At 67.7% G+C, this 13,513-nt stretch carries 13 protein-coding genes; 7 read left to right on the top strand and 6 right to left on the bottom strand.

Annotated features, from left to right (window positions below; translation table 11 throughout):
• The first annotated feature begins 74 nt into the window (after positions 1-74).
• From qcrB to QUE68_RS24745, 3 genes are all read left to right on the top strand, one after another.
• On the top strand, positions 75-1,739 hold the full coding sequence (gene qcrB, locus QUE68_RS24735; RefSeq protein WP_284229018.1) for a cytochrome bc1 complex cytochrome b subunit: 1,665 nt from the start codon (positions 75-77) through the stop codon (positions 1,737-1,739).
• A 98-nt stretch (positions 1,740-1,837) separates the two neighbouring features.
• Complete coding sequence (locus tag QUE68_RS24740) at positions 1,838-2,188, top strand: YciI family protein (RefSeq protein ID WP_284229020.1); 351 nt, start codon at positions 1,838-1,840, stop codon at positions 2,186-2,188.
• Positions 2,185-3,417, top strand: coding sequence for an RNA polymerase sigma factor (locus QUE68_RS24745; RefSeq protein WP_284229022.1), 1,233 nt, complete (start codon positions 2,185-2,187; stop codon positions 3,415-3,417). Before QUE68_RS24740 ends, QUE68_RS24745 begins: the two co-directional genes overlap by 4 nt.
• Here the strand turns inward: QUE68_RS24745 and QUE68_RS24750 are convergent.
• The gene (locus tag QUE68_RS24750) at positions 3,353-4,042 is read right to left on the bottom strand and encodes a TetR/AcrR family transcriptional regulator (RefSeq protein ID WP_286274580.1); all 690 of its coding nucleotides are present in this window, start codon (positions 4,040-4,042) and stop codon (positions 3,353-3,355) included. The genes QUE68_RS24745 and QUE68_RS24750 overlap by 65 nt on opposite strands.
• Before the next feature lie 73 nt (positions 4,043-4,115).
• Between QUE68_RS24750 and QUE68_RS24755 the strand changes: the two genes are divergently transcribed.
• Positions 4,116-4,937 carry a lysophospholipid acyltransferase family protein gene (locus QUE68_RS24755; RefSeq protein WP_284234997.1) on the top strand — a complete coding sequence of 274 codons (822 nt, stop codon included), beginning with the start codon at positions 4,116-4,118 and terminating at the stop codon, positions 4,935-4,937.
• Here QUE68_RS24755 and QUE68_RS24760 read toward each other — a convergent pair.
• The gene (locus tag QUE68_RS24760) at positions 4,934-6,496 is read right to left on the bottom strand and encodes a long-chain-fatty-acid--CoA ligase (protein ID WP_286274581.1); all 1,563 of its coding nucleotides are present in this window, start codon (positions 6,494-6,496) and stop codon (positions 4,934-4,936) included. The genes QUE68_RS24755 and QUE68_RS24760 overlap by 4 nt on opposite strands.
• A 30-nt stretch (positions 6,497-6,526) precedes the next feature.
• Entirely contained in the window at positions 6,527-8,134 is a 1,608-nt protein-coding gene (locus QUE68_RS24765; RefSeq protein WP_286274582.1) for an amidohydrolase, read from the bottom strand.
• Between the two features lie 141 nt (positions 8,135-8,275).
• Here QUE68_RS24765 and QUE68_RS24770 point away from each other — a divergent pair, with 141 nt between their 5' ends.
• A complete protein-coding gene (locus tag QUE68_RS24770) occupies positions 8,276-8,704 on the top strand; it encodes a YciI family protein (RefSeq protein WP_284229033.1) in 429 nt (142 codons plus the stop codon).
• A gap of 50 nt (positions 8,705-8,754) precedes the next feature.
• Here the strand turns inward: QUE68_RS24770 and QUE68_RS24775 are convergent, their stop codons facing one another.
• Positions 8,755-9,462 carry a hypothetical protein gene (locus tag QUE68_RS24775; RefSeq protein WP_284234994.1) on the bottom strand — a complete coding sequence of 236 codons (708 nt, stop codon included), beginning with the start codon at positions 9,460-9,462 and terminating at the stop codon, positions 8,755-8,757.
• A gap of 125 nt (positions 9,463-9,587) precedes the next feature.
• Entirely contained in the window at positions 9,588-9,812 is a 225-nt protein-coding gene (locus QUE68_RS24780) for a DUF3253 domain-containing protein (RefSeq protein ID WP_286275939.1), read from the bottom strand.
• 106 nt (positions 9,813-9,918) lie between these two features.
• Here QUE68_RS24780 and fadD8 point away from each other — a divergent pair, with 106 nt between their 5' ends.
• A complete protein-coding gene (fadD8, locus tag QUE68_RS24785; protein ID WP_284234992.1) occupies positions 9,919-11,520 on the top strand; it encodes a fatty-acid--CoA ligase FadD8 in 1,602 nt (533 codons plus the stop codon).
• A 78-nt stretch (positions 11,521-11,598) separates the two neighbouring features.
• Here the strand turns inward: fadD8 and QUE68_RS24790 are convergent, their stop codons facing one another.
• On the bottom strand, positions 11,599-12,264 hold the full coding sequence (locus tag QUE68_RS24790) for a FadR/GntR family transcriptional regulator (protein ID WP_286274583.1): 666 nt from the start codon (positions 12,262-12,264) through the stop codon (positions 11,599-11,601).
• A gap of 47 nt (positions 12,265-12,311) precedes the next feature.
• On the opposite strand from QUE68_RS24790, the gene QUE68_RS24795 reads away from it, so the two are divergent.
• Positions 12,312-13,508 carry a CynX/NimT family MFS transporter gene (locus QUE68_RS24795; protein ID WP_284234990.1) on the top strand — a complete coding sequence of 399 codons (1,197 nt, stop codon included), beginning with the start codon at positions 12,312-12,314 and terminating at the stop codon, positions 13,506-13,508.
• Positions 13,509-13,513: the final 5 nt, after the last annotated feature.

Raw genomic sequence — 13,513 nt, forward strand, 5'->3', positions numbered from 1 at the left:
TCTCGCTTCCCGTCACAGTTCTAACCAACCGATGACCATCGCGCTGCAGGCGGGAGCGCCGGCGTGACGAGAGCATGCTAGAGAAGTCCGGGCGTTTTCACCAAGGAGCACTTCTCATCGTTACCACCACGAGCGGCATCGCCGCACGAGCCGATGCGATCGATTCGCGGTATCACCCGTCGGCGGCGGTGCGGCGTCAGTTGAACAAGGTGTTCCCGACGCACTGGTCGTTCCTGTTGGGTGAGATCGCGCTTTACAGCTTCATCGTGCTGCTGCTGACCGGGGTGTACCTGACGCTGTTCTTCGACCCGTCGATGGCCGAGGTCACCTACGACGGGGTGTATCAGCCGCTCAACGGCATTCAGATGTCCCGGGCCTATGAGACCGCACTGGACATCTCCTTCGAAGTCCGCGGTGGGCTGTTCGTCCGTCAGGTCCACCACTGGGCCGCGCTGCTGTTCGCCGCCTCGATCATGGTGCACCTGGCCCGGGTGTTCTTCACCGGCGCGTTCCGCCGGCCCCGCGAGGCCAACTGGGTGATCGGCTCGCTGCTGCTGATCCTGGCCATGTTCGAGGGCTACTTCGGCTACTCCCTGCCCGATGACCTGCTCTCGGGCACCGGCCTGCGGGCGGCGTTCTCCTCGATCACCCTGGGCATGCCCCTGATCGGGACCTGGCTGCACTGGGCCCTGTTCGGTGGGGACTTCCCCGGCGACATCATCATCCCCCGGCTCTACGCCCTGCACATCCTGCTGCTGCCGGGCATCATCCTGGCGTTGATCGGGGTGCACCTGGCGATGGTGTGGTTCCAGAAGCACACCCAGTTCCCCGGCCCCGGCCGCACTGAACACAACGTGGTCGGTGTCCGGGTGATGCCGGTGTTCGCGGTGAAGTCCGGTGCGTTCTTCGCCATGACCGTCGGCGTGCTCGGCCTGATGGGCGGGCTGCTGCAGATCAACCCGATCTGGCAGCTGGGCCCCTACAAGCCCTCCCAGATCTCCGCGGGCAGCCAGCCCGACTTCTACATGATGTGGACCGACGGCCTCGCCAGACTGTGGCCGGCATGGGAGCTCTACCCCTTCGGGCACACCATCCCTGCCGCGGTCGCCGTCGCCCTGCTCATGGGCGTCGTCCTTGGTCTGTTGACCGTATATCCGTTCCTGGAGCGCAAGTTCAGCGGCGACCGTGCCCACCACAACCTCTTGCAGCGGCCCCGGGACGCCCCGGTGCGGACCGCAATCGGGGCGATGGCCATCTCCCTCTACATCGTGCTGACCTTCGCGTCGTTCAACGACATCATCGCGCTGAAGTTCCACGTGTCGCTGAACGCGACCACCTGGATCGGCCGCATCGGCATGGTGGTGCTGCCCGCGATCGTCTACTACATCACCTACCGGTGGGCGATCAGCCTGCAGCGCAGCGACCGCGCCGTGCTCGAACACGGCATCGAGACCGGCATCCTCAAGCGTCTGCCCCACGGCGCCTACATCGAGCTGCACCAGCCGCTCGGCCCGGTCGACGACCACGGTCACCCGATCCCGCTGCAATACCAGGGCGCTCCTCTCCCCAAGAAGATGAACAAACTGGGCTCCGCCGGCGCCCCCGGCACCGGCAGCTTCCTCTCCCCCGATCCCGAAGGCGAACAGACCGCACTCATCGAGGCCGCACACGCCGCCGAACACCGTGCCCAACTCGCCCTCAAGGAACGGCAACACACCAACGGAGCGGTTGAGCGCTAACCGTCGCAAGATCGGCAACTTGTCCTTTTCGGGGTCACGCCGTTCGTCCCTTTGATGAGATTCCACATTGGGATCCATTCCAATCAAAGGGAGCAGTCATGCCGCAGTACGCCGCACTCAATTACAGCGCCGACGTCGACTGGACGAGGCCCGAATACGCCGCAGAGATGGCCGAATACGGCGCATTCGGCGGTATGCACGGCGACGCGATTCGTGGCGGCGCCGCGCTCTACCCCACCTCGACAGCCACCACCGTGCGGGTACAGGGCGCGCGCGGCGGTGACGTCGTGCTCAGCGACGGCCCTTACGCCGAGACCAAGGAAGCGCTGACCGGCTTCTACCTCATCGAGGCGGCCGACCTGGACATGGCCCTCAAGATCGCCGCCGACATTCCTGCCGCCTGGGGTGGAGCGGTCGAAGTGCGCCCCGTCATCGATTTCGGCGGGTGACCGAAGCCCAGCGCCTCGTCGCCGAGACGATTCGGACGGAGGGAGCGCGAATCCTCGCGACCCTCGTCCGGATCGTCGGCGACCTGCAGGCCGCCGAAGACGCGGTGCAGGAAGCGGCGATCCGGGCACTACGGCAGTGGCCGGTAACCGGTATCCCGGACTCGCCTCGGGCCTGGCTGACGGTCACCGCGCGACGGGCTGCCATCGATGCGTTGCGTCGCGAGCAGTCGCGAGTGCACAAGGAGCGTGCGGCCGTCGACCTCGATATCGCTGACGATCCATCCGAGCACGTGGTGCGCGACGACATGCTGCGGCTGATGTTCACCTGCGCCCATCCTGCACTGGCGCTTGACGCTCAGGTGACTCTGGCGCTGCGGGTGCTGTGCGGGTTGTCCACTGCCCAGATTTCGACCGTGCTGCTCACCAGCGAAGCCGCGATCGCCAAGCGGTTGACGCGTACCAGGACCAAGATCGCGCAGGCTGGCATCCCCTACCAGATTCCGACGAGCGCTGAACTGTCACAACGTCTTTCGGCGGTTTGCGCAGTGCTGCTAGCCGCCTACACCAGCGCACACACCGCATCGGCAGGCGATCGACTGGTCGACGTCGACGGCTGCCAAGAATCCCTTCGCCTGGCCCGGCTGGTCTGCTCGCTGATGCCCGACGAAGCCACCCCGATGGCCGTCCTCTCGTTGCTGCTGCTGACCGAAGCCCGTCGTCCCGCGCGCACGGACGCCGACGGCGCACCGGTCGTCCTGGCCGACCAGGATCGCACGGCCTGGGATACCGACGCGATCGACGAGGGCCGTCGACTGCTGAACAGGTCCCTGTCGCGCACCGCGGGCATCGCCGACCCCTATCAGTTGCAGGCCGCGATCGCCGCTGAACATGCGATATCCCCCAGCTATCAGAAGACCGATTGGGTCGAGATCGTGCGGCTCTACGATCTACTGCTCGAGGTGCACCCCACCTCTGCGGCAGCGCTAGCCAGGGCAGTCGCGGTCGCCGAGAACTCAGGAACCGCAGCGGGTTTGGTCGCATTGGACGACATGCCGGGCGGTCGTCGGGACCACCGCTGGCACGCTGTACGCGGCGAGCTCATGGCCCGCTGCGGCCGGTACTCCGAAGCCATCGAAGAGGTTGGGTTGTCGCTGACCGATGAGGTCAGCGCACCCGAGGCCGCTCACCGGCGGCGCCAGATCGACGAGTGGACCCGGGTGACGCCGTGACGCCGCGCACCTCGTGTCCGGGTTCGAAGATCGTCAGCACGAGCGTCGCGGCGTGTTCGATGTGACGGACCGGGTCGTCGTCCCTATCGTCGGGCGCGCTGGCCATCCACCGGTCGAGGCCACTGCGCAGGATCGTCATCGCCAGCGCGGCGATCAGCGTCGCCACCTCGTCGTCGGGTGCTCTGTTCAAGCGGTGGGCGACCAACTCGCCAACGCGGCGCTGGAATGCCTCCAGTTCAGCGAGCAACGCGGCGAACACCGGAGGGTTGGCCCGCGACACCGAGAAGACGTCGCCCATCTCGTCACGGCTGGGCAGTTCACCGGTGAACAGCCGCGACAGCATTCCCACGACTTCGGCGAGGAGTCGTGGGTAGGGCACCGACCCACCGCGAACGAAGGCCTCGCCGTCCTCGTCGGTCAGTTCCGGCAAGCCGAGGATGATGGCCGCTTCCTTGGTCGGGAAGTAGTTAAAGAACGTGCGGGGCGCGATGCCGGCCTCCGTGCTGATCGCCTCGACCGTGACGACCTCGAATCCGCGTTCGCGGGCCAGGCGCAGAGCCACCAGATGAATGTCCCGAGCGGTCTCGCGGCGCCTGCGCGCACGTAACCCCTCCGCCGCTACCATGCGCTGATCGTACACACGCCGCATTTGTTGCAGTGTGTGCAATTAATGCAACATGTGCACTATAGTGGGGATCATGCCGCTCATCCCGTTGCCGACCCTTCAGCGCCTCATCGAAAACGTCGCCGACCGGGCGGATCCCGTCGTATCGGCGTTCGAGCCCTACGTCGACGGGTTGGACAACCTGCCGCCCGACGGCCGCTTCCTTCTGGTCGGCAATCACACCCAGGCCGGGACCGAGGCGCTCCTGATTCCCTACCTGGTGCGTCGGCAGATCGGCATCCGGGTTCGCCCGTTGGCCGATCGCCAGTTCGGCAACGTCAAGGGCCTGCCCGCCGACGTGTTCGCTGCCGCCGGCGCGGTCGTGGGGACACCCGAAGCCGCCCGTGAACTGATGCAGTCGGACGAACCCATCCTGGTGTTCCCCGGCGGAGGGAGGGAGATCAGCAAGGCCCGCGACCAGCTGTATTCGCTGAGATGGGAGGGCCGTAACGGCTTCGCCCGGTTGGCCGTCGAACACGACTACCCCATCGTCCCGGCCGCTCTGGTCGGAGGAGACGACGTCTACCACGTGCTGACCTCGAGCGACGGCCTGTGGGCGCGGCTCACGACGCCACTCACCAAACGGCTCAGCGGACGGTCGGACATGACGATGCCGTTGATGCGCGGTATTGGACCGACGCTGATCCCCCGACCCCAACGCATGTACCTGCGCTTCGGGACCCCGATCGACACGTCCAGGCCGAAGGGGGCCGTCGCCGAGAAGTGGGTGGCGACGGTGCGCGACCGGGCGAAGACCGAACTCGAGGCCGACCTCGCCGCGCTGCTGGAGCTCCGCGCAGGCGACCCCTACCGTCAGCTGGCACCCTGGGCCAGGAGGGCCGCCGTCTCGCCCTAGACCTTTCGGCCCGCCGCCTCCCAATGTGGTTGCCGCAGATCCTTCTTCAGGATCTTGCCGGTGGGATTGCGCGGTAGCTCGTCGACCACGTCGACGGTCCTGGGGCACTTGTAGGCGGCCAGCCGCTCGCGGGCGAACGCGATGATCTCCTTCTCGGTCGCCTCGCCCTCGAGGGACACCACGGCCTTCACCGACTCGCCCCACTTCTCGTCGGGCACCCCGATGACGGCCACCTCGGCGACTGCGGGATGTTCGGCGATCACCCGTTCGACCTCGATCGAGTACACGTTCTCGCCGCCGGTGATGATCATGTCCTTCAGCCGGTCTTCGACGAAGATGTAGCCTTGCGCGTCCACCCTGCCGATATCACCGGTGCGGAACCAGCCGTCCTCGGTGATGGCCTCCGCCGTCGCATCGGGCTTGTTGTGGTAACCCTTCATCAATTGCTTTGAGCGGAACCACAATTCGCCCTGCTCACCTTGTGCCACGTCTTCGAGACTGTCGGGGTCGACCACGCGCACCTCGGCGCCGGGGACGACCCGGCCTGCGCTGCCCATCCGCTCCTCGTCACCGTTGCGGTGATCTTCGGGCGCCAGCAGGCTGATGACGCCGCCGACCTCGGTGAGCCCGTAGGCCTGGATGAAGTCCGTATCCGGCCACGCCTCCAGCGCCTTGCGCAGAAGCGGTAGCGGCATCGGCGACGCCCCGTACCCGTAGGTCTTGAGCGCACTGAACAACTTCACCGCGTCGTCACCGGACTCCAGCACCTTCGCCAGCACGGCAGGCACCAGGAAGGTCCGGTTGGCGCCCGACAGGATCCCGCCGGCCAGTTGCGCCCCGTCGACGTCGCGCGTCATGTAGCTCGCTACCCCGGTGTGGAGCCCCAACTGCATGTACGACGAGCCGCCGACGTGGAACAGCGGCATCGCGACCAGGTTCTTGTCGCCCTCTTCGAGTTCCCACCCGGCGAAGGCGCTCTCGGTGTGCGCGATCAGGTTGGCCTGCGTGAGCGAGACACCCTTGGGCCTCCCCGTGGTGCCGGACGAATACATGATGATCGCGACGTCGTCGGGCTCGACGTCCTTCGACCGGCCGACCGGTGTCGCGGCCGCCAACATCGCCTCGTACTCGTCGCCCTCCCCGCCCTCGGGAGTCACCACGACGACGTGCTTCAAGCTGGTCAGCTTGTCGCGAATCTTCTCGACGGCGGGCTTGAACTCCTCGCCGGTGATCAGGAGGGTGGCGCCGCTGTCGTTGAGCACGTAGTCCAGCTCATCGGCGGCCAGCCGGAAGTTGATGATCGCCGTCGCAGCACCCAAAGACGCTGCGGCCAAGGTGGTTTCGACGCACGCCGGGTGGTTCTTGTCGAGGAACGCGATGACGTCCCCGCGGGTGATGCCCCGTTCGGTCAACGCGCCGGCGAGCCGCCGGATGCGCTCGTACCACTGCGACCACGTCCAGGTGCGGTCCTTGAACGTAATGGCCTCGTCATCGGGCCTGGTCTGCGCCCAGTGGGCCGTGCGTTCGTCGAGGAAGCGGGGTGTTGGCAACTCGGACATGAGCAGAGCGTGCCACGACGACACCGGCCGCTAGTCAGATTTCGAATAAACGCGACGACCCGCCAGGTAGGTGGCGCGGATCTCGAGGTCCGCGATGTCTTCCGCCGGCACCGACCGGGGATCTGCCGACAGCACCACGAGGTCGGCGTACTTGCCCACCTCCAGTGAGCCGATGACGTCGTCGGCAAACAATTGCCACGCCGCGTCCAGCGTCTGCGCCCGGATCGCCTGGTCTACCGTCAGCCGCTGCTCCGGGCCCAGCACCCGACCGCTCGGAGCGACGCGGGTGGCCGCGACGCTGATGTTGCGCAGCGGTTCCTCGGGCGTCACGGGCGGATCGTTGTGCAGGGAGATGCGCATCCCCGTCGCCACGGCCGACCCGGCAGGCATCCATCGCGAGCCGTGGTCCGCGCCGAACAACCCGTCGACCAGGACGTCACCCCAGTAGTGAATCTGGTCGACGAAGATGCTGCACGTCACCCCGAGATCATGGGCGCGCTGGAGTTGCTCGTCCGAGATGGCGCCGACGTGCTCCAGCCGCAATCGGTGATCATCGCGCGGATTCGCTTGCAGCGCTTGCTCGTACACGTCGAGAATGGTGTCCACGCCGGCGTCGCCCTGGACGTGGCAGGCCATCTGCCAGCCCAGTGGGTAATACGCCGCGACGATGTCGGTCAGCTGTTCGCGGGTGTAGTTGGCGTGCCCGCAGGACCCGGGCGTCACTCCGATGGCCCGGGTGGCGTCGGTATCCAGGTACGGGAACGACAGGTCGATGTTGCCGATCCAGGGCGACCCGTCGACCCAGATCTTGATGCCGACCTGACGGACCACGTCGTCGCCGTTGACCGGTACCGCGGCGGTCGTCATCGCCGCCGTCGACATCTCGTAGGTGCGCAGCCGGACCGTCAGGTCGTCGTGCAGCGACTCCAACGCTGGACGAAACATCGGGTCGAACGCCATCTCCGAGCATGTCGTCAGACCGGCGCGGTTAAGCCGCCCGCACTCGGCTAGCAGCATCGCCGGGTAGCCGCCAGGGTCGATCGCGCCGCCGATCAGCGAGAAGACGGCACCGGCCTCCTCCGCGGTGCCGTCGAGGTCACCCGCCGCGTCGCGGCCGTACCTGGCCCCCTTCGGGTCGGGGGTGTCGCGGTTCAGCCCCAGCTGCCGGGCGGCCGCGGTGTTGAAGTACGCCTTGTGCCCGGAGTTGTGGATGATCACCAGCGGGGTCTCGGGGGCCGTCCGGTCGAGCCACTCCAGCGTCGGCTCGGGCAGTCCGACCTGAAGCAACGGATCCCAGCCGTTGAGGTAAGCGCCGGAGGCCCCGCGGTGCTCGACCTCCCCCGCCACGGCCGCCGCGACGTCGTCCGCGCTGGGCATGGTGACGGGCCGGATGTCGACGATCCGATCGGCGAGCACGATCGCCTCCATCAGCGGATGCCCGTGCGCCTCGATCAGCCCCGGAAGCAGGCAACCGTCACCGAGCTCGACGACCTCGGTGTCGGGTCCGACCAGTCGCTCGACGTCGGCCCGGTCACCGACCGCGACGACCTTCCCGTCGGCGACCGCGAGCGCCTCCGCCGTCGGGCGGTCCTCGTCGACGGTGAGGACGGTTCCGAAGAATGCCAGGTCAGCGGCCATCGGGCCATCCTCGCAGGAGCCCGGCGAGAATTCGCTCGAATCCATCGTCCCGCCGTGTCGATTTCCGGGGGGTGCCGTTCGACGTAGTGGCGAGGGCACGATGGACGGTGCCCCTTCCCACCGATAGAAGGAGACATCGAAATGCGGTACATGCTGATCATGCGGTCCACGCCGGAGGCCGAGGAGTACGTCCAGGAGAACGTCGATTTCAGCGAGATCATCGCGGCGATGGGTCGCTTCAACGAGGAGCTCACGAAGGCCGGAGTGCTACTCGCGGGCGAGGGCCTGGCCGGACCCGAAGAGGGTTTCGTCGTCGACTTCAGCAGCGACCCGCCGGTCGTGACGGACGGTCCGTACACCGAGGCCAAGGAGCTGTTCAACGGCTTCTGGATCCTGGACGTGTCGTCGGTCGACGAAGCCAAGCAGTGGGCGAGCAAGTGCCCGCTGGGCGCCGGCGTGAAGCTCGAGGTGCGTCGTGTATCCGAGACCGAGGACTTCGACCAGAACGACGAATGGATCCAGAAGGAGACGAAGTGGCGAGAGGAGAACGATCCCCGCTACGCGAAGTGAGTCCCCGGCGTCCCCGGCGGCCGTCCCCCGGCCGCCGGGGACCGCGCGTCCTAGAAGAACTCGCTGGTGTTGGTCGTGGTGCCGTTGTCGCACTTGACGGTGACGTTCCAGTTCTGGAACTTCGGGATCGCGGGCACGATGACCAGGTCGTAGGTCTGGTTGGCGGGCAGGAAGAAGCTCCGCTGGTAGAAGTCCGACGTGTACGTGCACTGCGAGGCGACGCCGCTGCGATCGGTGATGTGGGCCGTGAGACCACCGATCCTCGGATCCCACGACACACCCGGCCCCTGCTTGGGTGCCGGCGGCGGGGGTGGCGGCGCCGGGGCGGGCGGCGGAGGTGGCGCGGGTTGCGGAGCCGGCGCGGGTTGGCTGGTCTGCCTGCGGGACGTCGCCGCCGCATTGTCCGTGGCAGCCTGATCGCGGACCGCGGGCACCACGCACACCTGATCGCCGCCCCAAGCGTCACGCCAGACGAAGCCCTGTTTGCAGGTGTTGGGGCCATAGGCGCCGCCGCCCGGCTGCCGGTTCGCCGCGGCCGCGGCGTTCTGCGCCGCGGTCTGACTGCGGACGTCGGGGGTGACGCAGACGTGGTCACCGGCCCGGCCGTCCCGCCAGACGAAGCCCTGGATGCAGGTGTCGGGCCCATACGGCAGTGGGTCGGCCGACGCCGGTGGTGCGGCGGCGAGGGAGCTCAGGGCCCCGAGTGCCGCGGCCGAGAGTGAGGCGAGCGTGCCCGCCCTCGTGAGTTGACGGTTCATGGTTCATTCCTCCATTTGGGATGCCCGCGAATGAGCAAGCACCGCTGCGTTTCTCGGTTGCGCTCGAGTGCACCAGCGCAAGATCGACGCTATGGAGGGCGGCAACGAAGGGCGCGAGTAGTGCGCTACTCGATTTCGTCGCGGAGCGTGCGGATCCGAATCGGACCGCGCCATGCGGCGTCCGGATCGAGCGCGTTGCCCTTCTGGGTGATCTCGACGTCACCCGCCTTCGCGAGCTCGCGCGCCACGTCCCGGGCGTCGTCCATCAGACCGCGCCAGTCCTGGCCGCCGACCGCGCGGGCGGCGTCCGAGGGACAGATGGTCTTCGACGGCCCACGCTCCCGGGTCATGTCGAGGATGGCGTCACGCAGCTTCGCCCGAGGAGTCACGGCATCGAGTCAAGTCGAATGCCGCGGCCCTTGCCACCGTTTCTGTAACACGTTCTAATCTGTTGCCATGAGTGATGCAATGCTGCGCCATCCCATCCACTCCGGACACCTCACCGTGGGTGCGCTCAAGCGTCATCGCGACAAGCCGGTGCTGTTCCTTGGGGACACCACGCTGACCGGTGGCCAGCTCGCCGACCGCATCAGCCAGTACATTCAGGCGTTCGAGGCGCTCGGTGCGGGCACCGGCGCCGTCGTCGGACTGCTGGCGCTCAACCGGCCCGAGGTGCTGATGATCGTCGGCGCCGGGCAGACGCAGGGCTATCGCCGCGTGGCACTACACCCCCTTGGTTCACTCGACGATCACGCGTACGTGCTGAGCGACGCCGGCGTCACCTCGTTGATCGTCGACCCGAATCCGATGTTCGTCGAGCGTGCGGTCGGGCTGGTGGAGAAGGTGCCGTCGCTCAAGCATGTCTTGACGATCGGGCCGGTGCCGCCCGAGTTGGCCGACGTGGCAACCGATCTCAACGCCGAGGCGGCCAAGTACCCGCCGCGGCCGCTGGTCGCTGCGGACCTGGCCCCCGACACCGTCACCGGGCTGGCCTTCACCGGTGGAACGACCGGCAAGCCGAAGGGCGTCATGATGACGTCTCAGGCCACCACCACGATGACGACGATTCAGCTCGCCGAGTGGGAGTGGCCGGAGAATCCGAAATTCCTGATGTGCACCCCACTTTCGCACGCCGGTGCGGCCTTCTTCCTGCCGACGATCGTCAAGGGCGGCGAGATGGTGGTGCTGGCCAAGTTCGATCCCGCCGAGGTGCTGCGCACCATCGAGGAGCAGAAGATCACGGCCACGATGCTCGTGCCGTCGATGATCTACGCGCTGATGGATCACCCCGATTCGCACACCAGGGACCTGTCGTCGCTGGAGACCGTTTACTACGGCGCGTCCGCGATGAACCCGGTGCGGCTCAAGGAGGCGATCGCCCGCTTCGGTCCGATCTTCGCGCAGTACTACGGCCAGTCCGAGGCCCCGATGGTCATCACGTACCTGGCCAAGGCCGAACACGACGAGAAGCGACTGACCTCTTGCGGGCGCCCGACGCTGTTCGCCAGGACGGCACTCCTCGGCGAGGACGGGCAGCCGGTACCGCGCGGTGAGGTCGGTGAGATCTGCGTGTCGGGGCCGCTGCTGTCCGGCGGCTATCTCAACAAGCCCGAAGCGACGGCCGAGACGTTCCGCGACGGGTGGATGCACACCGGCGACCTGGCCCGCGAGGACGAGGACGGCTTCTGGTTCATCGTGGACCGCACCAAGGACATGATCGTCACCGGCGGGTTCAACGTGTTCCCCCGCGAGGTGGAAGACGTCGTCGCGGAACACCCTTCGGTCGCACAGGTCTGCGTGATCGGTACCCCCGACGAGAAGTGGGGCGAAGCAGTGACGGCCGTCGTCGTGCTGCGGCCCGACGCGCCGACCGACGAGGCGGCGATCGCGACGATGACCGCCGAGATCCAGGCCGCGGTCAAGGACCGCAAGGGCTCGGTGCAGTCGCCCAAGCAGGTGATCGTCGTGGAGTCGGTCCCGGTGACCGCGCTCGGCAAGCCGGACAAGAAGGCCGTCCGGGCGCAGTTCTGGGCGGGTGCGGGCCGCGCCATCGGCTAGCTAACTCCCCGCGAGCAGACGCAAAAGGCCCTAAATGCGCATGTTTCAGGGCCCTTTGCGTCTGCTCGCGGGAGGGGGCTAGGGAGCGAGGCCCGCGAGGATGGTGTCGAGCAGTTCGCCTGCCGTCCTGGCAGCCTGCTCGACGTCACCGGCCGCGACGTGCTCGAGCAACACCCCGTGGTCGACGATCTCGACGGGCAGCTCGGTGGTGGTCGCGACGCTGGCGGTGATCGCCTCCATCAGCCCGCGATACAGCTCGGTCAGCATCACGTTGTGCGAGGCGCGCACGACGGCGAGGTGGAATTCCGCATCGGCGCGGGCGAACTCGTCGGTACGACCGTCACGCTCACATTCGTCGCGCTTGGCCAGCAGGGTGCGCAGCTCGGCGACGTCGGCGGGCGTGCGGTGGGCGGCGGCCAGCCTGGCGCCCTCGACCTCCAGCCCGCGGCGCACCTCGAGCACGTCGCGTAGCTCGGCGCCGCACAGCCGGCGCAGCGCTCCGGACACTTCGCTCGTCGCCCGGACGTACGTACCGTCACCCTGCCGGACCTCCAAAATGCCGGCGTGCGCGAGCGCCCGGACGGCCTCGCGGACGGTGTTGCGGCCGACCCCGAGCGACTCGACGAGTACGGCCTCATTGGGGATGCGGTGGCCGACCGGCCATTCGCCGGTCGAGACGGAGTGCCGGAGCTGGTCGATGACCTGGTCGACCAGGCCCGTGCGGCGTGCTGTGCTCAACGGCACGGGGACATCCTTTCAACCAATCATGGGATGTATGGCAATGTAGCAGCGTGCGCGTCCAGCAGCAGGAGGAACGAACCGTCCCGACCCTCGCGGGCGGGATCCTGCTGGCCGTCGCGGTCATCCTGACGGCGCTCAACCTTCGGCCCGCCGTCACCAGCGTGGCGCCGCTGCTGGGTGACATGCGTGCGGATCTGGGCACCTCGGCGACGTGGGCCGGGCTCCTCACGACCATGCCCGGCCTGTGCTTCGCCGCCGCGGGCCTTGGCGCGCCGCGGCTGGCGAACCGGTTCGGGCTTGGACGCGTCATCTCCCTGGCCCTGCTGACGCTGACCGTGGGCCTGGCGATCCGCGGCCTCGACGGACCGGTGGTCGTGATCGGCGCGACACTGCTCGCCTGCGCGGGCATCGCGCTGATCAACGTCCTCATCCCCGTCGTGATCAAGGGGTCGTTCCCCGCCAGGATCGGCCTGATGACCGGCATCTACACCGCCGCTCTGCAGGGTGGCGGCGCGCTGGGATCCGCCGTCACGCCCGGCCTCGAGGAGCCCCTGGGCGGCTGGCGCGTGGCCCTGGCGGCATGGGCGGGAATCGCCCTGGTCGCCCTGTTTGCCTGGCTTCCCGCGTCGCGGCGGCACCGAGGGTCGTGGGCCGCGACGACCGCACCGACGGGTGAACGACGCTCACTGTTGCGCAACCGACTCGCCTGGACCGTGACGCTGTTCTTCGGCTGCCAGGCATTCATGGCCTACATCGTGATGGGGTGGCTGCCGCAGATCTTCATCGACAACGGCGTCGGCAAGGTCCAGGCCGGGCTGCTGGTCGGACTGGTGTCACTGATCGGGGTGCCCGTGGCGCTGATCATCTCGCCGCTGGCGGCGCGGTCGGCCAGCCAGAGCGGGTGGATCGTCGCGCTCGGCGTGCTCGGTGTGGGCGGCGCGGTGGGCCTGTTGCTCGCGCCAGGAGCCGCCCCCCTCGTGTGGAGCGTGCTGATCGGCATCGGCATGAGCGCCTTCTCGCTGGCGCTGACGATCATCGCGCTGCGGGCCCGCAACGCCGAGGACACCGCCCAACTCTCGGGTATGGCACAGGGATTCGGTTACCTGTTCGCGGGCACGGGTCCGTTCCTGTTCGGGCTGCTTCACGACCTCTCCGACGGCTGGACCATTCCGTTCGTCATGTTCCTGGCGGTCTACGTCGTCCAGATCATCGCCGGAGCGGCGGCGGGTCGCGCTCGGTACGTCTGACTACG

The sequence above is a fragment of the Mycolicibacterium sp. TUM20985 genome (assembly GCF_030295745.1).
GTDB lineage: Bacteria > Actinomycetota > Actinomycetes > Mycobacteriales > Mycobacteriaceae > Mycobacterium.

Bases quoted from the DNA above. Each gene is read 5' to 3' on its own strand.
- qcrB (WP_284229018.1), top strand. From the start codon at position 75: ATGCTAGAGAAGTCCGGGCGTTTTCACCAAGGAGCACTTCTCATCGTT.
- QUE68_RS24740 (WP_284229020.1), top strand. From the start codon at position 1,838: ATGCCGCAGTACGCCGCACTCAATTACAGCGCCGACGTCGACTGGACG.
- QUE68_RS24750 (WP_286274580.1), bottom strand. From the start codon at position 4,042: ATGGTAGCGGCGGAGGGGTTACGTGCGCGCAGGCGCCGCGAGACCGCT.
- QUE68_RS24755 (WP_284234997.1), top strand. From the start codon at position 4,116: ATGCCGCTCATCCCGTTGCCGACCCTTCAGCGCCTCATCGAAAACGTC.
- QUE68_RS24760 (WP_286274581.1), bottom strand. From the start codon at position 6,496: ATGTCCGAGTTGCCAACACCCCGCTTCCTCGACGAACGCACGGCCCAC.
- QUE68_RS24765 (WP_286274582.1), bottom strand. From the start codon at position 8,134: ATGGCCGCTGACCTGGCATTCTTCGGAACCGTCCTCACCGTCGACGAG.
- QUE68_RS24770 (WP_284229033.1), top strand. From the start codon at position 8,276: ATGCGGTACATGCTGATCATGCGGTCCACGCCGGAGGCCGAGGAGTAC.
- QUE68_RS24775 (WP_284234994.1), bottom strand. From the start codon at position 9,462: ATGAACCGTCAACTCACGAGGGCGGGCACGCTCGCCTCACTCTCGGCC.
- QUE68_RS24780 (WP_286275939.1), bottom strand. From the start codon at position 9,812: ATGACCCGGGAGCGTGGGCCGTCGAAGACCATCTGTCCCTCGGACGCC.
- fadD8 (WP_284234992.1), top strand. From the start codon at position 9,919: ATGAGTGATGCAATGCTGCGCCATCCCATCCACTCCGGACACCTCACC.